Raw genomic sequence first — 18,595 nt, forward strand, 5'->3', positions numbered from 1 at the left:
CCGAAAGACATCGACAAAGCCCGCGAATACTTCGCACAAGCCGCCGCTCAGGGCGACGAAGCGGCCAAAGAAGCCTTGCAGAAACTCGGCAAATAAAACAGCGGCACGTCATAAATCCGCACCGCGAAAGCCCGGCAACCACGCCGTTTGGCGGGGTTTTCTTATCTGCAAAAATGGCACGGTTGACCCGCCTGTCGCCTTCCCCGTAGCATCCCTGCCACTCACTCACCCACCCACATCCGGAGCCGTCCATGAATGCCCACCAACTCGGCGCCTGCCTTTACGTCCCCGCGACCCATCCGCAGCTAGCCGCCATCGCGCGCGGCGAAAAACTGCCCGGTGTGCGCTCGCTCATCTACTGCACCGAAGACAGCGTAGCTGCACGCGACCTGCCGCAGGCGCTAGCCAACCTCGCTGCTGCGCTGGCCGCCACGCCGGACGACTGCCCGCGTCACCGCTTCATCCGCCTGCGCGATGCCGGCGTGATGCGGCAGGTGTTGACCATGCCGCATATCGAGCGCATCCACGGCTTCGTCCTGCCGAAAATCACCGCTGCCAGCCTCAGCGATTACCGCGACCTGCGCGGCACGGCTTTCCGCCTGATGCCGACCCTGGAAACACAGGAAACCTACCGGGAGAACGAAGTGCTACGCCTGCTGGATACCTTCGACCGCGACGGCTGGCGCGCGCACATCCTCTGCCTGCGTATCGGCGGCAACGACCTGTTGAGCCAGTTGCACCTGCGCCGCCCGCCGGATGTCACCCTCTACGCCACCCCGCTTGGCACATTGATTGACCGCTTGGTCGGCCTCTGCAAACCGGCAGGCTACCTCCTCTCCGCTCCTGTCTTCGAATACCTCGACCGCCCCGACCTCCTCGCGCAGGAAGTGCGGGAAGACCTGCGCCACGGTCTCACCGGCAAAAGCGCCATACATCCCACGCAGGTGGCGGTGATTGAGCGGGAATATCGCGTCAGCCAGGAAGAACGCGACCTCGCGCAGCAAATTCTTGCCAGCGAAGAAGCCGTATTCCGCGCCGGCGGAGCGATGCAGGAAACCGCCGTGCACCGCAACTGGGCGCAGGCGACGCTGCACCGTGCGGCGGCGTTTCCCGCCGCAGCGGAGGATGGGGTGTGAACATGATGACGGTTGCGTGGATGGATGCCGCGTTTCGCGTGAAATTCGTAGGAAAAACGGTGTCACGGCAGCTATCCCGCTGACGCGCGCCAGTCTGCAAGAGATTGTCGTTTTAATAGGGATGACACAGGGCGGCGCAACGCCGTTACGGTTTTTGAGAAGTTTGACTATAAAAAACGCCCACCGATGGTGGGCGTTTGTCTTTGCCGTGCCTTACGGCATTTGCAATGGGTTGATGAGAAGAGGCGGGGTTAGCAGGTTGCTGCTATGGGGCTCAATCTGCGCAGGAGCCGCCTGAGCGCCGGTAAATGCCGCCATTGCGTTAATCAGCTGCTGTGCCTGTACCGCACTGCGCGCATCCAGACCGGATTGCCGCCGGATATCGTCAAGCGAGATCGTCTTGTCGGCAAAGGCAAAACGCTCGATACGGCTGCTGCCATCGGCAGCGAAATAATCACGGATACGCAGTGAATCTTCGCCGTTGTAGCCGTAGAGCAGCAGGTCTTGCGCCTCCTGACGGAATTGCACCTCGGCCAGGCGGATATCTTCCAGTTGCAAGGTGTCGTTATCCGTATCGTTGCCCCGGTCGTGGATGACATCCTGTCCGTGTCCTTTGCTGACGCGGTAAGTATCATCCCCTGCGCCGCCACTTTGGTAGTCGTTGCCGGCACCGCCGATGAGCACATCGTCGCCGTTCTGACCGAAGAGAATGTCATCCCCCTCGCCGGCATAGAGCGTGTCTTCACCGTCGCCACCCTGCAATTCATCATTGCCGGCTTCGCCGAAGAGGATGTCATTGCCCTCATTGCCAAAGAGACGGTCATTGCCCAGGCTGCCGTAGAGTTCATCCTCGCCCGCGCCGCCGACAAGAGCGTCATCTCCGGCATCGCCGAAGAGTTTGTCGTTGCCGTTCTGGCCGAAGAGGATATCGTCGCCGTTGCCGCCGTAGAGTTCGTCTTCACCGTCGCCACCCTGCAATTCATCATTGCCCTCATCGCCGTAGAGCTTGTCATTGCCTTCATTGCCGAAGAGATGGTCGTCGCCGTGGCCGCCGAAGAGCTCGTCTTCGCCCGCGCCACCGACCATTTTGTCGTTGCCGTTGTCGCCAAAGAGTTTGTCGTTGCCGTTCTGGCCGAAGAGGATATCGTCGCCGTTGCCGCCGTAGAGTTCGTCTTCACCGTCGCCGCCCTGCAATTCATCATTGCCTTCGTCGCCGTAGAGCTTGTCATTGCCGTTCCGGCCAAAGACGAGATCATTACCCGCGCCGGCAAAGATTTGATCATCGCCGTTACCGCCGAGGAGCGTGTCGTCCCCGTTCGTGCCATACAGCGTGCGGCCCGCTTCGGGTTCTACTGGTTGCGGGTCAACGGGATTCGGGTCAACGGGTTTCGGGTCAACGGGTTTCGGGTCAACGGGTTTCGGGTCAACGGTCTTCGGGTCAACGGGTTTCGGGTCGACGGGCTTCGGGTCGCCGGGTTTCGGGTCAACGGGTTTCGGGTCAACGGGTTTCGGGTCAACGGGTTTCGGGTCAACGGGTTTCGGGTCAACGGGTTTCGGGTCAACGGGTTTCGGGTCAACGGGTTTCGGGTCAACGGGTTTCGGGTCAACGGGTTTCGGGTCAACGGGTTTCGGGTCAACGGGTTTCGGGTCAACGGGTTTCGGGTCAACGGGTTTCGGGTCAACGGGTTTCGGGTCAACGGGTTTCGGGTCAACGGGTTTCGGGTCAACGGGTTTCGGGTCAACGGGTTTCGGGTCAACGGGTTTCGGGTCAACGGGTTTCGGGTCAACGGGTTTCGGGTCAACGGGTTTCGGGTCAACGGGTTTCGGGTCAACGGGTTTCGGGTCAACGGGTTTCGGGTCAACGGGATTCGGGTCAACGGGTTTCGGATTCACCGGATCGTCACTGCTGCTATCGGCCAGATTTATCCCGTAGAGACCATTGGCAAAAACGGGGATGCTGATGATGCCGGGTTTGTCAGCGTAGGTAATCTGCGCGCGGTCGCCATACCACGCCAGTTTCCAGCCCTGACCGCTGTCCCAGTGGTGCTCGTCAACCTTGCGCCAGGTCAAATTGGCGGCACGGCTGCTGTCCAGATAGATGTGATCAGTCTTGCCGTCGTCGTCCACAGTATCCGTGGTGTTTTCGTCCAGCTCGCTGCTTGTAAAGTAGTAATCGTCGCTGTCGGCACCACCGCGAAGGATGTCACTGCCTGCGCCACCTATCAGCTTGTCCTTGCCGATGCCGCCATAAAGCGTGTCGTTGCCAGCATCGCCATAGAGGGTATCGTCATTATCAGCCCCTTCAGCAGGCGCAATATCGCCGCTGCCCGCATGGCCGTTGTCGTCGCCCCAGAGGATATCGTCCCCCTCGCCACCATGCAGGGTGTCGCCGCCGTCCTGACCGATGATGAGGTCATCCCCATCGCCGCCGTAGAGGAAATCCTGGGCGCCACCGCTGGCGGCGCGGTGTTCCTCCTTGTCCTGATGCTTGAACGGGGCGTGAATCTCGTAGTCGCCCTCGACACGCAGAATACTGATCGTCCAGATGGCACGATCTGAAGGTAGATTGGCAGTATTCTGATTGCCGGACAACTCCCAGCCGTTACTGCTAAAAGTGTGATCCCAAGTGGGATAACGGGCCATCCCTTTCTCTATCTCGGGGGTGATGATGGTCGTGCCGCCGGGCCCATATGAAGGCTTGTATCTCACCGTGACATCTTCCGCCGTGCCATGGAATGTCCGTTTCATCTGCACATCGGCACGCATTACGCCATCGCCGAGGATGACGTCGTTACCGGCACCGCCACGAATCGTATCGCTGCCTTCACCGCCTTGCAGAAAATCCTGGCTGGCGCTGCCGAAAACCTGGTCATTTCCTTCACCGCCAAGCACCCAGTCGCCTTGCTCTGTGCTGGCAGTATTATCCAAATGGCTCTCTTGCTTATTGGCATAGAGCACATCATCCCCGGCCATGCCGTTGATAAAGTCCCCGCCGCCGCCGCCGATGATGACATCACCGTCCTTCGCCTTCTTCTCGGCATCGCGCCACTCCTTGCTCGGCAACACAAACGGACTGCCGTTCAGAAGATCGGCATCATCGCCGCCATCAATCCAGTCGCGTTCATAACTGCCGAAGACAGAATCATTGCCTGCGCCGGTCTGTGCGATCAGGGCATAACCCGATTTACCCGCTTTTAGCGCGCCAGCCTGGATACTGTCGCGTGTCTTGGTGCCCACGACGCGAAAACTGCCGGAGGCATTGAAAGCAAACACATTCTCCTTGCCGGCAACACCGCTGACGACGGGCGTATCCCCCGCCTCGGGTGGCGTCGTCGGCACAGCGGGTTGCGGTGGCGTTTCATCCTCTTCGATAAAGAGCCCCAAGTCCCCGTTCTTCCAGTGGTGAATATCGGCAAAAGCCTTGTAGCTGCCGTCCTTCAGCACGGAAATCTCCCAGCGGTCATTCATCAAATTGCGGAAACTGAAGCGCTTGTCATCCGTGTAATAGCCGCCGCGCGGCTTGAACACCAGCTTGTGATAAGCCGTGCCGTCCACCTGCAGCAAACCCTTGCCGTCGGCATCAAAAACCGTGCTCTTATCGTTGTAGCTGCTGGCGAACACATACGTATCCTGCCCCAAGCCGCCTTCCAGATAATCCTTGCCGCCCTTGCCGTCGAGCACATCATCCTGATTGCCGCCGTACAAATGATCCTTATCCGTGCCGCCGCCTAGCGCATTACGCTCGTTCGGCTTGCCGAATACGACACGGTTGAGATCCTGCCTCGGCTTGTCCTGTCCGGCGGAAACCTTCCAGCTCTCCGCATCGCTGACAAAAGGATGGGAGCCGAGATCAACATACGACCACTCCCCACGCGCGACATCGCTCACCTGCGCCGCCGTCAGCGCCTTCTGTCCATTCTTCAAATAGCGCGCCTGCAATAGCAGCATCGTCGCGCGATCGCGCAGATAAGGCGCAGTCATCCCCTGCGGATGCTGCGCATCCCAAAGCGCCAGCGAACCGTCCGCATTATCGGCGGACACATCGGCACCGGCAGCGATCACGGGCGCCAGATGTCGCAGGGCATAGCGGTAAGCCATATCCCCCTGCGCCTGCTGCACCAGCTCATCCACAGCCATCTCGCTATCGCGCAGCATGACCTTCTTCTCCGCCAAAGCGGTGGGAATCTGCGCGGCGCCGCCATCCTTGCCGAAGACCTGCCCACCCAGATGATCAAACAGTGCCTGCTGCCGCGCAGCATCAAGAGAATGCGTGAGCTGCCGCAAACCCTGCGGGAACGCCTCGCCGTACAGACCGGTGGAAACCGCGTTTGCCAGCCCTGCCGCCCGGCTCACTTCCGGCGCAAAACCATAGCGGTCTGCGCCGAGAATGGCGGCAAACAGCGGCGTGAACGTCGCGCGGCTTTGCACTGTTTCGCTGTCCATATCCATCGCCCAGCCCATCCACGCCGCCTTGGCCTTGCCGGCATCGGCGGCATCCTTCACCGCCCGCGTCGCTGTGGCGGCAAAATCGATCAGCCCGCCCATGACCCCGGCCTTGCGCAGAAGCCTGAGCGTGCTGTCGGCAAAAGCATAATGATTCGTGCCGAATTCCCCCTTGCCCTTATCGTATTGATGACGGTTATAAAGAATTTCCTCGGGAATATCCCGCCCATATCCCTGCACCAATTTGCCGTAGTTCTCCGCCGTAATTTCTGTATAGACAAAGCTATTGGCAAAATCCCTGACGGTTTCATCAAGCGTGCCCTTATTGGCAAAATCAGCATTCGGTGACAGGGTCAGGCGGGTATGCTTGCTGCCCGAAAGCAGCATGATATTTCTCAATGCCTGTTTCTTACCAGTAACATCGGCATCATGATAAATATTGCGCAAAGTATCGGCAGAAATGCCATTGACCGATGTTAGGCTATTATTCTGCGTGATACCGTCAATTAAAGTGGGTATTTCCGTTTGCAGCAGGACTGAATCCGGACGCGGCCTGACGGTCATAATCCGTACCGCCTTTGTGGTAGCCTCGGCAAAGCGCTTGGAAGTCTTTGCCCATAGTCCCTCAGTACCATCAAACATAAAGGCCGTCTTCTGTTTGCCAAGCTCGCTTTCATAAGGTAAATTATTGTATTTATTTATAATTTGTTTTTCGTTTTCTCCTTGAATAGCTAGGGAAACAGCCACTAAATATTTAAAGTCATTATTATCCAATGTTTTTGCAGCAATGGTTTTATCAATTACCCTGATATTTTTGTCTTTTGCCATTGCCTTTGATACATCAGCCGTGCCTATTACGGCATTATTATGATTAATACTACCGGCATACAAAACGGTAGTGTCGCCCTTGGCATCAATAGACAATTGCCGGATAAAACTGGCTAAACGATGTCGCAATTTCTCACCTTGCAACCCGGAGCGTTTAATATTTTCCAGTTTTTGTGTGATGTCATCGCTGTTCATTACGCACCTCGATATTTAAAACTCAAAAATGAAATCTGTTGGCTCAGTCTTACTAGGAAACCCGCATATTCCATGAATCCTTAACGCTTCTTTCAGTACAGAGAAAGATTCCTCTTTTTCCTCATTAGGAATAGTGGAAGCAATAATATAGCGTAAAATAAAGGTATCCTCTTTAATTTTGTGTTCTTTATCATCCCTCAGATAAATGCAGGATGAAAACTCCATCACTTTTCCTCTATAAAAGTAAAGCCAATTATTAAGTATATAGGGTGGAGAATCTGGTGGTTCCTCCCTATAATTAACAGTTTTATTTACAAAAATGTCTCTATCCTGATTGATCGCCCAATATCGGGCAATGCCGAAATTAACCCCCATGGCTTGATACTTCTCCCGGTCAGCATTACTGATTCTTTCATTAGTGAATTTCATATCGTTTTTCCTTGTGGTAAATAAAGGCGGTAGACAAAGCCGTCGTCGATTCCTATGCGGCGTACAGGCAGCATATTTCTTTTTGATGACCCGTGTTTTTCCAATCCCGATCCTGCATCCCTTTTTGCAATGCTTCCTGATAATAAAACAACCAGTATTCGTAGGGTCTTTCGGATCCTCCTACATCTAAACCTACTAGAATCACGGTCTAAATATCTGAGAAAACAGCCACGTTCTCTATCAATAACCCAATTATTTTCTCTCGCTTCGGGAATATAAGAATCCAGCCTGTATCTTTCTTTGTCTGCTTCGCTGATAAACTCTGCGATGAAAGTCATCTCTTCTCCTCCATTATGGATAACAACGGAAGTGCGTTGCCGACTTTGCAGGGATCGGTATAAAAACGCCACGCATTGTGTGGCGTTTTTCGTAGGCGCGGTGAATGTTCAGGCGACTTTATGAATCCAGCCGTAGCGGTCGGGGGCGATGCCGTACTGGACGTCGGTGATGGCTTTACGGATGGCGAGGCCGCGTTCTTGTCCGCCGGTGACAGGTACTTCTTTGCCGTCGATGACAAAGGCGGTCACGGGTGAGATCACCGCCGCTGTGCCGGTCAGTATCGCTTCTGCGCCGCCTTCTACTGCCTGTTTGAGTTCGGCGACGGTGAAATCGCGTTCGCTGATGCGGTAGCCGAGGTCGGGCGCAATTTGCAGTACCGAAGCGCGGGTGACGCCGTGCAGGAATTCGGCGGTAAGCGGTTTGGTGATGATTTCATCGCCCTGTATCAGCATGAAGTTGGAAGCGCCGGTTTCCTGTACGTCGCCGCCCGGGCAGAAGAGTACCTGGTTGGCGCCGTATTTTTCTTTGGCGTCCACCACCCACGGTAGGGCGGAGGCGTAGTTGCCGCCGCATTTGATGCGGCCCATGTGCGGGGCGCAGCGCATGTGTTCGGTTTCGACCAGGAGTTTCATCGGCGAGCCGACTTTGAAGTAGTCGCCGACCGGTGAAGCGAGGATGTAGAGCAGGGCGGAGGTGGTGCCGCTGCCCGCCTTGCCGATGACCGGGTCGGTGCCGACCAGAGTCGGGCGCAGGTAGAGGGCGTTCGGTGCGTCGGGGACGATGTCGGCAGCGCGTTTGACCAACTCGAAGAGGGCCGCGCGGTAGGTGTCCGCTTCTGGCACCGGCATGTGCAGCAGGCGGGCACTTTGCCGCATACGCGCGATGTTGTCGTCCGGGCGGAAGATGACGATGTCGCCGTTTTGTTGGCGGAAGGCTTTTAGTCCCTCGAAGCATTCGCTGCCGTAGTGCAGAGCGTGCGCGCCGGGCGGGAAAGGCATTTCCGCGCTGCTTTGCCAATGCACGTTTTGCCAGGCGTTGTTTTCGTAAGCAATCACGGGCATTTCGGGGTAAAAGACGCTGCCGAAGACGGCGGGAACTTCTCGACTCATGGGGTTTCCTTTGTGCTATGGGTTGGAAGTGGCACGATAGCGCGCCGCCTGATGCTTGGCAAGGTAAAAGATGCGCGTCGGGCGCGGTTTTCGTGCTTGATCGCGGTAATCGTGGTGTTTATCGCCAGTATTGGGGTTTGCAGAGGCGATTTATGGCGCGGTGAGCGTGAATGTCGCCAGCACTATTGGTTTTTTGTCTCGCGCGGCGGGTAGGGCAGCGGCGGGATGCCGCTAAGGCGGGCGCGGATGTCGTCCCAGCTCCACAGGCGGAAGGCGGGATGGGCGTCGATGCCGACATCCAGCGCCGCGCCGCACAGGCGCACGGTGCCGTGGGTGTGGCCATAGAGGTGCCAGCTGCCGCGCTGCGCACCGCGCCATTCGAGGATGGGGTAATGGAACATGACCAGGGCGATGCCGTCGCGGGTTTCTTCGTGGTAGGGCTTGATCCAGTGGAAGCGCTCGGCGAGGTAGGGATCGGTGCTGAGTTCGTCGTCGTGGTTGCCGCTAATCAGGCAGATTTCGCCGTTGAGTTCGGCGAGCAGGCGGAAGGTTTCGGCGAGGCCGCCAAAGGAGACATCGCCTAAGTGATAGACGCGGTCGCCTTTGCCAACCTGGGCGTTCCAGCGGGCGATGATGGCTTCGTTCATCTCGCGCACGCTGCGGAAGGGGCGGTGGCAGTATTTGATGATGCCGTGGTGAAAAAAGTGCGTATCCGCGGTGAAAAATACTGCCATGCCTGTTTCCATTAGGGTTTTCGCGGCATGATAACAAAAAAGCATGTCGCCTTTTCGCCTGCCCAGCGATAAAAAGGCCCCTTCGGGAAGGGGCAGGCAGGAGAAGACAATCCCATGTGTGTTAATGGGTGCCGGTGCCACGCGACCACTGTTGCGTGCCGCCGAAGGCACCCTGGAAGTTTTCCTTCGCGTTCGTGTAGTGGCCGGCCATTTCTTTGGCGTCGTTGCCGTAGAAAGCGCCATCCACATGCGTGTCGTTGCTGAGGCCGCTGAATTTGTTGCCGTTGATCGTCGCTTCCAGGTTGCGGTTGACGAAATTGCTCTTGTCGCCCGGTTTGGTAAAGGCCATCTTCAGGGTCTTGTCGGCGAAATTGGCTCTGGCAATCATGATGCCGTTGGTATAGCTGTTATCGGCATTGTTGACATGAATGACGTCGCCGACATATTCCGCTTCGCCTCGTGTTGGTACCTGGGCAGACAAATGTCCCTGATGGAAGACGATATTGCTGCCGTCGTAATTGAGGGCGCCGAAGCGGGCATTCGCCTGCCGCGTGGTGCCGACATAGAATTTCTTGTATGAAACGCCGCCCAGTTTTACGCCCCGATCCAGGGCGACAATCCGCCCGTTCTTGATATTTTCAACCACCAGCGGCAATTCCCGTCCGTTGAAGGTCAGCGTGTCAAAGCTGGGGGCATTGTTGGAGACCGAGCCGTCGCTGGTGTGCTTCGTGCTGTTATAGGAACTCATGCTGCGGTAAACGTTGTTGCCCGGTTTTGGATTGGGCGAAGGAATGTCAGGCGTGGGTTTGGGCGACGGAATGACTTTTATATCGGAACCGCTGCCGCCGCAACCGGTGAGTAATAGCGCGAATGCAATACTGCTCGTAATGCCAATGGATTTGAAGGACATGACAATCTCCTAGAAACGGATAAGAACAACAAGGGATTCATCGCAAAGAAGATGCAGGCATCGGGCAATGATTTTTAGGGATTGTCCGGAATCTTTCACCTGCATGCAGGTAATGGAGAATCCGGGGATTATTATGAAAATGACTCCGTATTTCTGCAAGTAAACGGTATGTCATGACGCCTTTCTTGCAATTCTATCCCAATGAATTTATAGAGTTTATTGGCGGATTACGGAAGTTGCAGGGGATGTTCATCTTTTCTTAAACCTTTATCGCTGCTATTAAAAGATCTTTGTCCGATATATTAGCCTAATAGGGAATTCATCTATTTAGGATAAGAAGTATGGTTAATATGACTAGGGAAAGAAATAGAGGCGAAGAAAAAACATCGTTTTTGCCATGGCTAAAGATACCATCATGACGGTATCTATCATGATTCCTCCGGCGAATCGCTCCACTATTCCGATGGGTAAGTCATTTGTCATCGGGCAGGTTTCCGTCCGCTATATGTATCATGTAAATGGTGGGCTAAGTACGCCCTACCGTTCGGAAAGTCGCCAAGCGGGGTAAACACTGGGTTCTTGTTTTTTGAGATGTTGCAGGCAACGTCTCTACGTTTTTCTTTCTGCGTAGCGTCATCGTGCTAGTGGAAATCGCCAAGCGGGATAAATGCTGGTTTTATATTCCCCCCTTCCGGCCTGCGGCCACCTTCCCGGGTACCCATGAAAAAAATGCGAGCATTTTTTTCATGGGAGCCCCTTCCCCCGCAAGCGGGGGAAGGGATTCTTTCCGTACAAGGTTCAGGATTTGGCGCGCGCCAAGCGGGACAAATACTGGGTTCGTGGGCGGCCGTTAAGCGTGATAAACACTGGGTTTATGGGCGGCTGCCAAGCGGGATAAACGCTGGGTTTGCGGGCGGCTGCCAAGCGGGATAAACACTGGGCTCGTGAGTAGCTGCCAAGCGGGATAAATACTGGGCTCGTGTCAGCCGCCAAGCGGGAGAAACATGGGGTTTGTGGGCAGCAGCCAAGCGGGATATAGCTAAAATTCTTATTTTTTCATACAGGAGAATGATTATGGCCTACTCTCCCGACTTTCGTAAAAAAGTCCTGGAAACATTAAGTCGTGGATTATCAGTTCGAACTACTGCTGCACTATTTGGGATCCATTTCACGACCATTCAAAATTGGAAGAAACATCCTGAAAAAGCCAAAACACCACAAAAACGACCACCGAAAAAGATCCGCACAGAAGAACTCCTGGCTGATATTGAGATGTATCCAACAGATTATCTAAGCGAACGTGCCAAACGATTCAAATGCACACCCGCTGCTATCAGAAAGACTATGCTACGCAATAAATTTAGTAAAAAAAGACGATACTGAAACACCCCAAGGCTTGTCCGATTAAACGGAATTGGTTCCAACGTTTTCAGACCTGCTTCCGTAAGCGCAATCTACCTTTGGTATATATTGACGAGAGTGGCTTCCGCAAAGACTGGATCAGGCGATATGGTTACTCACTTAGAGGACAGCGTTGTTACGCTGAGCATGATTGGCATGGTAAAAATCAAGTTAATGCTATAGGTGCGGTATATGAGAACAAGCTATTTGCTGTTGGCTTGTTCGAGCATAGCATTAATACTGATATTTTTAAGGCATGGGTGGAGCAAACCTTGTTACCTGAACTGCCAAAAAACAGTGTAGTTGTGATGGATAATGCAGCTTTTCATAAAAGCAGCGAGATAGCTGATTTATTAAAGAAGAATGGGCATAGGATATTATGGCTTCCACCTTATAGCCCTGACTTAAACCCAATCGAGCATAAATGGGCATGGATTAAATCTATTCGCAATAAACTTCGATTAAATAATATTGACCTATTATTTAATATCTGTATGAATAATTAAGTATATTAGACATAAACACTAGGTTTATGGGAAGGGCAGGGCGCCAAGCGGGATTAAATCTGGCTTCTCGTCAGGTATAAAAAATCCCGCCGTAGCGGGATTTGGCTTTGCCGGAAACGGCGGGGCCTCAAACCACGAGGTTCACCAGTTTGCCGGGCACAACGATGCTTTTTTTCGGCGTTTTGCCCTCGGTGTGGCGGGCGACGTCGGGATGGGCAAGGGCGGTGGCAATGATGGTGTCGTTATCCGCATTCGCAGCCACGCTGATTTCCGCACGGCGTTTGCCGTTAACTTGCACGGCGAGGGTGATGTTGTCCTGTTGTAGTGCAGCTTCGTCCGGCTCAGGAATGGCCGTGTCAAGGATGTTCCCTGTGTAACCGAGTTCTTGCCACAAGGCAGCGGTGATGTGTGGCGCGATCGGCGCGAGGACGAGCAGCAGGATGCGCAGGCCTTCGTAGCGCAAGCGGTTGTTCGCAGCATCTATTTCGCTGATGGCGTTCAGGATTTTCATCGTCGAGGAGACGACGGTGTTGAACTGGTTGCGGCTGTAGTCGTAGCGAGCGCTGCGCAGTTCGCTGTGGATGGTGTGGCGGATGGTTTTGTGTTTGGCGTCGAGTGCTGCCGGGTCAACGGGCGCGGCGTCCAGCGCGTCGCGGTGCTCGTAGGCGTAGCTCCAGAGGCGGCGCAGATATTTGTACGCGCCTTCAACGCCGCTCTCGCTCCATTCGAGGGTGGATTCGGGCGGCGCGGTGAACATGGTGTAGAGGCGGGCGGTGTCAGCGCCGTATTTTTGTACGAGGGCTTCGGGATCGACGCCGTTGTTTCTGGATTTGGACATTTTTTCCATGCCACCGTATTGCACGGGCTGGCCGTCGGCAATCAGGGTACCGCCGGTGATGCGGCCTTTGTCGTCAAGAATGGGCTCAACCTCAGTTTTGTTAAACCATATTTTTTTACTCGGTTCCGGTTCGCGATACCAAGTCTCTGCCAGCACCATGCCCTGGGTCAGCAGGCGTTTGAAGGGTTCGTTGACTTGCACGAGGCCTTCGTCGCGCATGAGTTTGGTGAAGAAGCGGGCGTAGAGGAGGTGGAGGATGGCGTGTTCGATGCCGCCGATGTATTGGTCCACGTCCTGCCAGTAGGCGGCATCTTCCGGCGCAACCATGCCGCCGGTGTAGTTGGGCGACATGTAGCGGAAGAAGTACCAGCTGGATTCGACGAAGGTGTCCATGGTGTCGGTTTCGCGCCGCGCGGGCTGGCCGTTGGCGTCGGTCGTCTGGTAATAGGCAGGGTCTTTGGCGAGCGGGCTGCCGCTGCCGTCCGGGATGATGTTCTCCGGCAGGACGACGGGCAGGTCGCGGTCGTCCACCGGCAGGTCGCGCCCTGCGGCGTCGTGAATGATGGGGATGGGGCAGCCCCAGTAGCGCTGGCGGCTGATGCCCCAGTCGCGCAGGCGGTATTGGGTTTTTTCTTCGCCCGCGCCGCTTTTGCCGAGCGCCGCGCCGATGGCGTCGAAGGCTTGCGCGAAGTCGAGGCCGTCAAAGGTGCCGCTCGCGATAAGGCGGGTGTTTTCTTTGGCGGCGTACCATTCTTGCCAGGCGGCGGGGTCGTAGTGCTCGCCGTCTTTGGCGACGACTTGTTTGATGGGCAGGCTGTATTTGTGGGCAAATGCGAAGTCGCGTTCGTCATGCCCCGGCACGGCCATGACCGCACCGTCGCCGTAGCCCCAGAGGACGTAGTTGGCGACCCACACTTCCAGCGCTTCGCCACTGAGCGGGTTGATGACGTAGCGCCCGGTCGGCATCCCTTTTTTTTCCATGGTCGCCACATCGGCTTCGGCGACGGATCCGGCCTTGCATTCGTTGATGAAGGCGGCAAGCGCCGGGTTATCGATGGCGGCAGCGGTTGCCAGCGGGTGTTCGGCGGCAACGGCAAGGTAGGTCGCGCCGAGCAGGGTATCGGGGCGGGTGGTATAGACCTGCACGTTTTGGATGTCATCCGGCAGGCCCGCGCGGCTATCGTCGCGCAGGGCGAAGCGGATGGTCATGCCGCGCGATTTGCCAATCCAGTTGCGCTGCATGGTTTTGACGCGCTCCGGCCAGCCGTCCAGCGTATCGAGGTCGCGCAGCAGTTCTTCGGCGTAGTCGGTGATGCGGAAGTAGTACATCGGGATGTCGCGCTTTTCCACCAGCGCGCCGCTGCGCCAGCCGCGCCCGTCGATGACTTGTTCGTTGGCAAGTACGGTTTGGTCCACGGGGTCCCAGTTGACGGTGCCGTTTTTGCGGTAAATCAGCCCTTTCTCGAAGAGGCGGGTGAAGAGCCATTGTTCCCAGCGGTAGTAGTCGGGTTTGCAGGTCGCGATTTCGCGCGACCAGTCGATGGCAAAGCCCAGCGCTTTCAGCTGGGTTTTCATGTAGTCGATGTTGCTGTATGTCCAGGCGGCGGGGGCGACCTGGTGGTTCATCGCCGCGTTTTCAGCGGGCATTCCGAAGGCGTCCCAGCCCATCGGTTGCAGCACGTTTTTGCCGAGCATCCGCTGGTAGCGGGCGATGACGTCGCCGATGGTGTAGTTGCGCACATGCCCCATGTGTAGCCGTCCGGACGGGTAGGGGAACATCGACAGGCAGTAGAATTTTTCGCGCGTCGGGTCGGTTTTCACTTCAAAGGTGCGGTTCTCCGCCCAGCTTTGCTGGATGGCGGCTTCGAGGGTCTGTGGTTGGTAATGCGGCTGCATGGGAGTTCCTGAATTCTGGTCAATGAAAAGGCGGCAATCATACACCAACCGCCCCACGCGGGCGGCTGAGGCACGGGGTTGTTCTGCTTGGGTTATGCGGTCTCTGCCGCGTGCTGCGTTTCCGCAAAGGGCAAGACTTCTTCCGGACGGAAGCTTTGCATGGCGATTTTGATGTCGTAGGTGCTTTGCAGGCTCAGCCACAATTCCGGCGTGGTACCAAAGTAACGCGCCAGGCGCAGGGCGGTATCAGGCGTGATGCTGCGCTCCTCTTTGACAATCGCGTGCATTCGCGTGGCGGGTACACGCAGCGCCAGAGCGAGTGCGTTCACGCTGAGGCCCAGCGGAGCCAGGTATTCCTCGCGCAGGATTTCGCCCGGATGTATGGGGCGCATACCGTTCTTGGTCATCATGAAATAACTCCTGTTTAGTGATAATCGACGATTTCCACATCATACGCGTCGCCGTCCTGCCAGCGGAAACACAGACGGTATTGTTGATTGATGCGGATGCTGTGCTGGCCGTTACGATCCCCCCCTGAGCGCTTCCAGTTTGTTTCCCATCGGAATTTTCAGATCATCCAAGGCTTTGGCTTCATCCAGCAGTGTCAGTTTCCGCTCGGCAGCCGCCGCAAACGCTTGATAACGTTTAACCATATCGCCTGCAAAAAAGGCTTTGGTCTCTTTGGATGCAAAAGATTTGATCATGTCGGCAAGCTTATTTCTTTTCCGTGCATTGTGTTACGTATTACGGAATACGTCAATCGTGTTCGATGTCGCATACCCACAGGTTATAAGCCCCGAAAAAACCGCTATTGGTCAGCGATGGCAGAAATTCCTACTATGCCCGCATTGCCAATCACCAGGAAAATCCATGAAAAAAATCCTCCTTGCTGCCCTCTTTGCCGCCAGCGCCCTGCCGACCTTTGCCGCTGATAAAGAGCTTCTCAACGCCTCCTACGACATCGCGCGCGAACTCTTTGTCCAGTACAACGCGCTGTATCAGAAGGAACATCCGGACGTAAAAATTACCCAGTCGCACGCCGGTTCCTCGAAGCAGGCGAACGCCATCCTGCAAGGGCTGAAAGCCGACGTCGTCACCTTTAACCAGGTGACCGATATTGATGTCCTCGCGCAGAAAGGCAAACTGCTGCCGGAAAACTGGCGCGAACGCCTGCCGCATCACAGCTCGCCTTACTACTCCACCACCGCCTTTCTCGTGCGCAAGGGCAACCCGAAACACATTGAAAACTGGGGGGATCTCGTCAAAGACGGCGTGGAAATCGTCTTCGCCAACCCGAAAACCAGCGGTAACGGCCGCTACGCCTATCTCGGGGCGCTCGGCTACGCGCAGGACGCATTCAAAAGTGAAGCCGAACAGCACAACTTCCTGAAAAACGTCCTCGGCCACGTCAAAGTTTTCGATACCGGCGGACGCGGCGCGACCACCAGCTTTGTAGAGCGCAAAATCGGCGATGTGCTCATCACCTTCGAATCGGAAGTGCACGGCATCCGCCAGGAATACGGCGCGGATGACTACGATGTCGTCATCCCGAAAGTCTCCATCCTCGCCGAATTTCCCGTTGCCTGGCTGGACAAAAACACCGAGGCCAAAGGCACGACGGATACCGCCAAAGATTATCTGAAATACCTGTACAGCGAACCGGCACAGCGTCTTTTGGCGGAAAATCACTATCGTGTGCGTGACGAAAAAGTTGCTGCCGCATTCAAAGACCGTTTTCCCGAACTCAAGCTGAAAACGATTGAAGATATCAGCGGCTCGTGGGACAAGGCGATGAAAGAACACTTTGCGAGCGGCGCGCTGCTGGATCAGTTGCAAAAGCGCTGACACAGACGGCGTAAAGAAAGAGGCGGACAAAAGTCCGCTTCTTTCTTATCTGAATCCTTGCTGCCGTATTCAGACGATGCCAGCGTCGCGCCAGGCGAGGAGTTCGTCGGCGCTGATGACACAGACGCCGGCACCGCCGCGTGTGAGTTCAGCCCAATCGAAGGCGGCGTCGGGGTAGGCATTTTCGAGGTTTTGCCCGCTCATGCCGACTTCCAGCACGAGGAGGCCGCGTTCACTCAGGTAGTCGCCCGCTTCGTGTAGCAGGTGGCGGGTGAAATCGAGTCCATCCGCGCCGGAGGTAAGGGCGTGGCGCGGTTCGTGGCGGTACTCGGCAGCGATGTCGTCCATTTCGCTCTCTTCGACGTAGGGCGGGTTGCAGAGGATCCAGTCAATGCCGCCGGTTACGTCGCGATAAGTGGCGCCTTGTGCGCGCGCGGCAGCAGCTTCTGCGCCGTAGAGGTTGGCAATGGCGGCATCCAGCGCGGCAAGGCCGTCGCCTTGCAGAAGCGGGATGCTGTCGCTGAGTTGGTAACGGGCGAGGTTTTTAGCAGCGACGGCCAGGGCATCCGGGTCAATATCGGCAAGGATGACGTCAGCCTGCGGCTGGTGGATTTGCGCGAGGATGCCGATGCAACCGCTGCCGCAGCAGAGGTCGAGGATGGTTTCGGGAGCGTCGCCCCGCCACCACGGGCTGAGGCCGCGTTCGATGAGTTCGGCGATGGGTGAGCGCGGGATGAGGACGCGTTCGTCCACATAAAATTCGTAGCCACCGTAGAGGGTGCGGTGGGTAAGGTAGGGCACGGGAATGCGTTCGTTGATGCGGCGGTCGAGGGCATCGCGCAGCGCGGTGCTTTCGTCGGTGGTGAGGTGGGCGGAAAAATAGGCCGGGCTCAGGTCGTAGGGGAGGTTGAGGAGGCCAAGGACGAGGGCAGCCGCTTCGTCGAGAGGCGTGTCGGTGCCGTGACCGTAGGCGATGTCGGCGGTGGCGAGGCGGCTTGTGGCGTAGCGGATCCAGTCGAGCAGGGTGCTGAGGTGTTGCATGGGGGCCTTTTTGTTAGAATGCGGGCTTGTTTTTTCGCATTTTTTTGTTGGTTTTGCAAGGCAGTAGTGGTTACCCTGCTGCTGCGAGTGAGGGATTTTATGCGCTTTGGTTTGCCTGTGGTGTTGTCGGTATCGTTTATGCTCACGGCCTGTAGTAGTGCGATTGATGAAAGGGGTTTTTCTTATGATCCCTGGGAACCGGTGAACCGCAAGGTGTTTGTGTTTAATGACACGCTGGATACGTATTTGTTGAAGCCGATTGCCAAGGGGTATGACGTGGTGACGCCGAAACCGGTGAAGACGGGTGTGAGCAATTTTTTCGGCAATCTGGATGATATGGGCTCGTTTGTGAATAGTGTGTTGCAGTTGGAGTTCCGCAAGTCGCTGCAGATTTTGGCGCGGGTCATTAATAACACGGTGTTTGGCCTGGGCGGTCTGTTTGATGTCGCCACCCCGATGGGGAATCCGAAGATTAGCGAGGATTTTGGCAAAACGCTGGCGCACTATGGGGTGAAATCGGGGCCGTTTGTGGTGCTGCCGTTCCTCGGCCCATCAACGGTGCGTGACGGTTTTGGTCGCGCGGTGGATATGCAAGTTAGCGCGCCGTTACACTATGTACGCGATGACAAGGTCTATTGGTCGCTCACTGGAGTAAATGTGGTGCAGTCCCGTGCCAAGTTGTTGCCGCTGGAAAAGACAATGGATGCGGCGGGAAGTGACAAGTATTTGTTGATGCGTGACGCGTGGTTGCAGTATCGCTTTGGTCAGGTGACGGGAGAGTTGCGCAGTAAAGGCGAGCAGGAAGCGCTTGACGATGTGTTTCGGCAAGAGCAGGAGCAGGCCGGTGAGCAGACTCAGTAAGCAGCAGCAACGTCGTATCGTTGCACAGCGCGAGAATAGGCTCGCTGCGCAGGAGGCAGAAAATATCGCCACAGTGGTCTGCCA

At 56.1% G+C, this 18,595-nt stretch carries 15 protein-coding genes and 1 pseudogene (1 of these 16 running past the window's edge); 6 read left to right on the top strand and 10 right to left on the bottom strand.

Annotation, left to right across the window (positions count from 1 at the left end; translation table 11 throughout):
- Window positions 1–251 precede the first annotated feature (251 nt).
- Window positions 252–1,136 (top strand): HpcH/HpaI aldolase/citrate lyase family protein, encoded by an 885-nt coding sequence (locus LG374_RS06400; RefSeq protein WP_225756912.1) that lies wholly within the window; start codon window positions 252–254, stop codon window positions 1,134–1,136.
- Between the two features lie 213 nt (window positions 1,137–1,349).
- Here the strand turns inward: LG374_RS06400 and LG374_RS06405 are convergent, their stop codons facing one another.
- The 6 genes from LG374_RS06405 to LG374_RS06430 form a co-directional block, all read right to left on the bottom strand.
- Window positions 1,350–5,978, bottom strand: coding sequence for a calcium-binding protein (locus LG374_RS06405; protein WP_225756913.1), 4,629 nt, complete (start codon window positions 5,976–5,978; stop codon window positions 1,350–1,352).
- A 639-nt stretch (window positions 5,979–6,617) separates the two neighbouring features.
- Window positions 6,618–7,031: a hypothetical protein gene (locus LG374_RS06410; RefSeq protein WP_225756914.1), complete on the bottom strand. Its 414-nt coding sequence runs from the start codon at window positions 7,029–7,031 to the stop codon at window positions 6,618–6,620.
- Complete coding sequence (locus tag LG374_RS06415) at window positions 7,028–7,369, bottom strand: hypothetical protein (RefSeq protein ID WP_225756915.1); 342 nt, start codon at window positions 7,367–7,369, stop codon at window positions 7,028–7,030. Before LG374_RS06415 ends, LG374_RS06410 begins: the two co-directional genes overlap by 4 nt.
- A 108-nt stretch (window positions 7,370–7,477) precedes the next feature.
- Window positions 7,478–8,479: a branched-chain-amino-acid transaminase gene (gene ilvE / locus LG374_RS06420; RefSeq protein ID WP_225756916.1), complete on the bottom strand. Its 1,002-nt coding sequence runs from the start codon at window positions 8,477–8,479 to the stop codon at window positions 7,478–7,480.
- Window positions 8,480–8,661: 182 nt separating this feature from the next.
- The gene (locus LG374_RS06425; protein ID WP_225756917.1) at window positions 8,662–9,213 is read right to left on the bottom strand and encodes a metallophosphoesterase; all 552 of its coding nucleotides are present in this window, start codon (window positions 9,211–9,213) and stop codon (window positions 8,662–8,664) included.
- A 121-nt stretch (window positions 9,214–9,334) separates the two neighbouring features.
- The gene (locus LG374_RS06430; protein ID WP_225756918.1) at window positions 9,335–10,123 is read right to left on the bottom strand and encodes a transferrin-binding protein-like solute binding protein; all 789 of its coding nucleotides are present in this window, start codon (window positions 10,121–10,123) and stop codon (window positions 9,335–9,337) included.
- 1,074 nt (window positions 10,124–11,197) lie between these two features.
- Between LG374_RS06430 and LG374_RS06435 the strand changes: the two genes are divergently transcribed.
- Entirely contained in the window at window positions 11,198–11,506 is a 309-nt protein-coding gene (locus LG374_RS06435; RefSeq protein WP_225756322.1) for an IS630 transposase-related protein, read from the top strand.
- 20 nt (window positions 11,507–11,526) lie between these two features.
- Window positions 11,527–12,030, top strand: coding sequence for an IS630 family transposase (locus LG374_RS06440; protein ID WP_255594586.1), 504 nt, complete (start codon window positions 11,527–11,529; stop codon window positions 12,028–12,030).
- Between the two features lie 127 nt (window positions 12,031–12,157).
- Here LG374_RS06440 and leuS read toward each other — a convergent pair whose 3' ends face one another.
- From leuS to LG374_RS06460, 3 genes and pseudogenes are all read right to left on the bottom strand, one after another.
- Window positions 12,158–14,764 carry a leucine--tRNA ligase gene (gene leuS, locus LG374_RS06445; RefSeq protein ID WP_225756920.1) on the bottom strand — a complete coding sequence of 869 codons (2,607 nt, stop codon included), beginning with the start codon at window positions 14,762–14,764 and terminating at the stop codon, window positions 12,158–12,160.
- A gap of 92 nt (window positions 14,765–14,856) precedes the next feature.
- Window positions 14,857–15,171 (bottom strand): HigA family addiction module antitoxin, encoded by a 315-nt coding sequence (locus tag LG374_RS06450; RefSeq protein WP_370639332.1) that lies wholly within the window; start codon window positions 15,169–15,171, stop codon window positions 14,857–14,859.
- A gap of 17 nt (window positions 15,172–15,188) precedes the next feature.
- Window positions 15,189–15,468: pseudogene (locus tag LG374_RS06460) on the bottom strand (type II toxin-antitoxin system RelE/ParE family toxin).
- Between the two features lie 166 nt (window positions 15,469–15,634).
- Between LG374_RS06460 and cysP the strand changes: the two are divergent.
- The gene (gene cysP / locus LG374_RS06465) at window positions 15,635–16,609 is read left to right on the top strand and encodes a thiosulfate ABC transporter substrate-binding protein CysP (protein WP_225756923.1); all 975 of its coding nucleotides are present in this window, start codon (window positions 15,635–15,637) and stop codon (window positions 16,607–16,609) included.
- 69 nt (window positions 16,610–16,678) lie between these two features.
- On the opposite strand, the gene LG374_RS06470 is transcribed toward cysP, so the two are convergent.
- Window positions 16,679–17,650, bottom strand: coding sequence for a HemK family protein methyltransferase (locus tag LG374_RS06470; RefSeq protein WP_225756924.1), 972 nt, complete (start codon window positions 17,648–17,650; stop codon window positions 16,679–16,681).
- A 66-nt stretch (window positions 17,651–17,716) separates the two neighbouring features.
- Between LG374_RS06470 and LG374_RS06475 the strand changes: the two genes are divergently transcribed.
- Together LG374_RS06475 and rsgA are read left to right on the top strand one after the other, a co-directional pair.
- The gene (locus LG374_RS06475) at window positions 17,717–18,511 is read left to right on the top strand and encodes a VacJ family lipoprotein (RefSeq protein WP_225756925.1); all 795 of its coding nucleotides are present in this window, start codon (window positions 17,717–17,719) and stop codon (window positions 18,509–18,511) included.
- A protein-coding gene (rsgA, locus tag LG374_RS06480; RefSeq protein ID WP_225756926.1) for a ribosome small subunit-dependent GTPase A crosses the window boundary here: on the top strand, window positions 18,495–18,595 show its 5' end (the start). It continues 844 nt past the right edge of the window; only the first 101 of its 945 coding nucleotides appear in the window; it begins with the start codon at window positions 18,495–18,497; its stop codon lies off the right edge, out of view. The genes LG374_RS06475 and rsgA overlap by 17 nt, the downstream gene beginning before the upstream one ends.

It is taken from the genome of Cardiobacterium sp. Marseille-Q4385 (assembly GCF_916618745.1).
Taxonomy (GTDB): Bacteria; Pseudomonadota; Gammaproteobacteria; order Cardiobacteriales; family Cardiobacteriaceae; genus Cardiobacterium.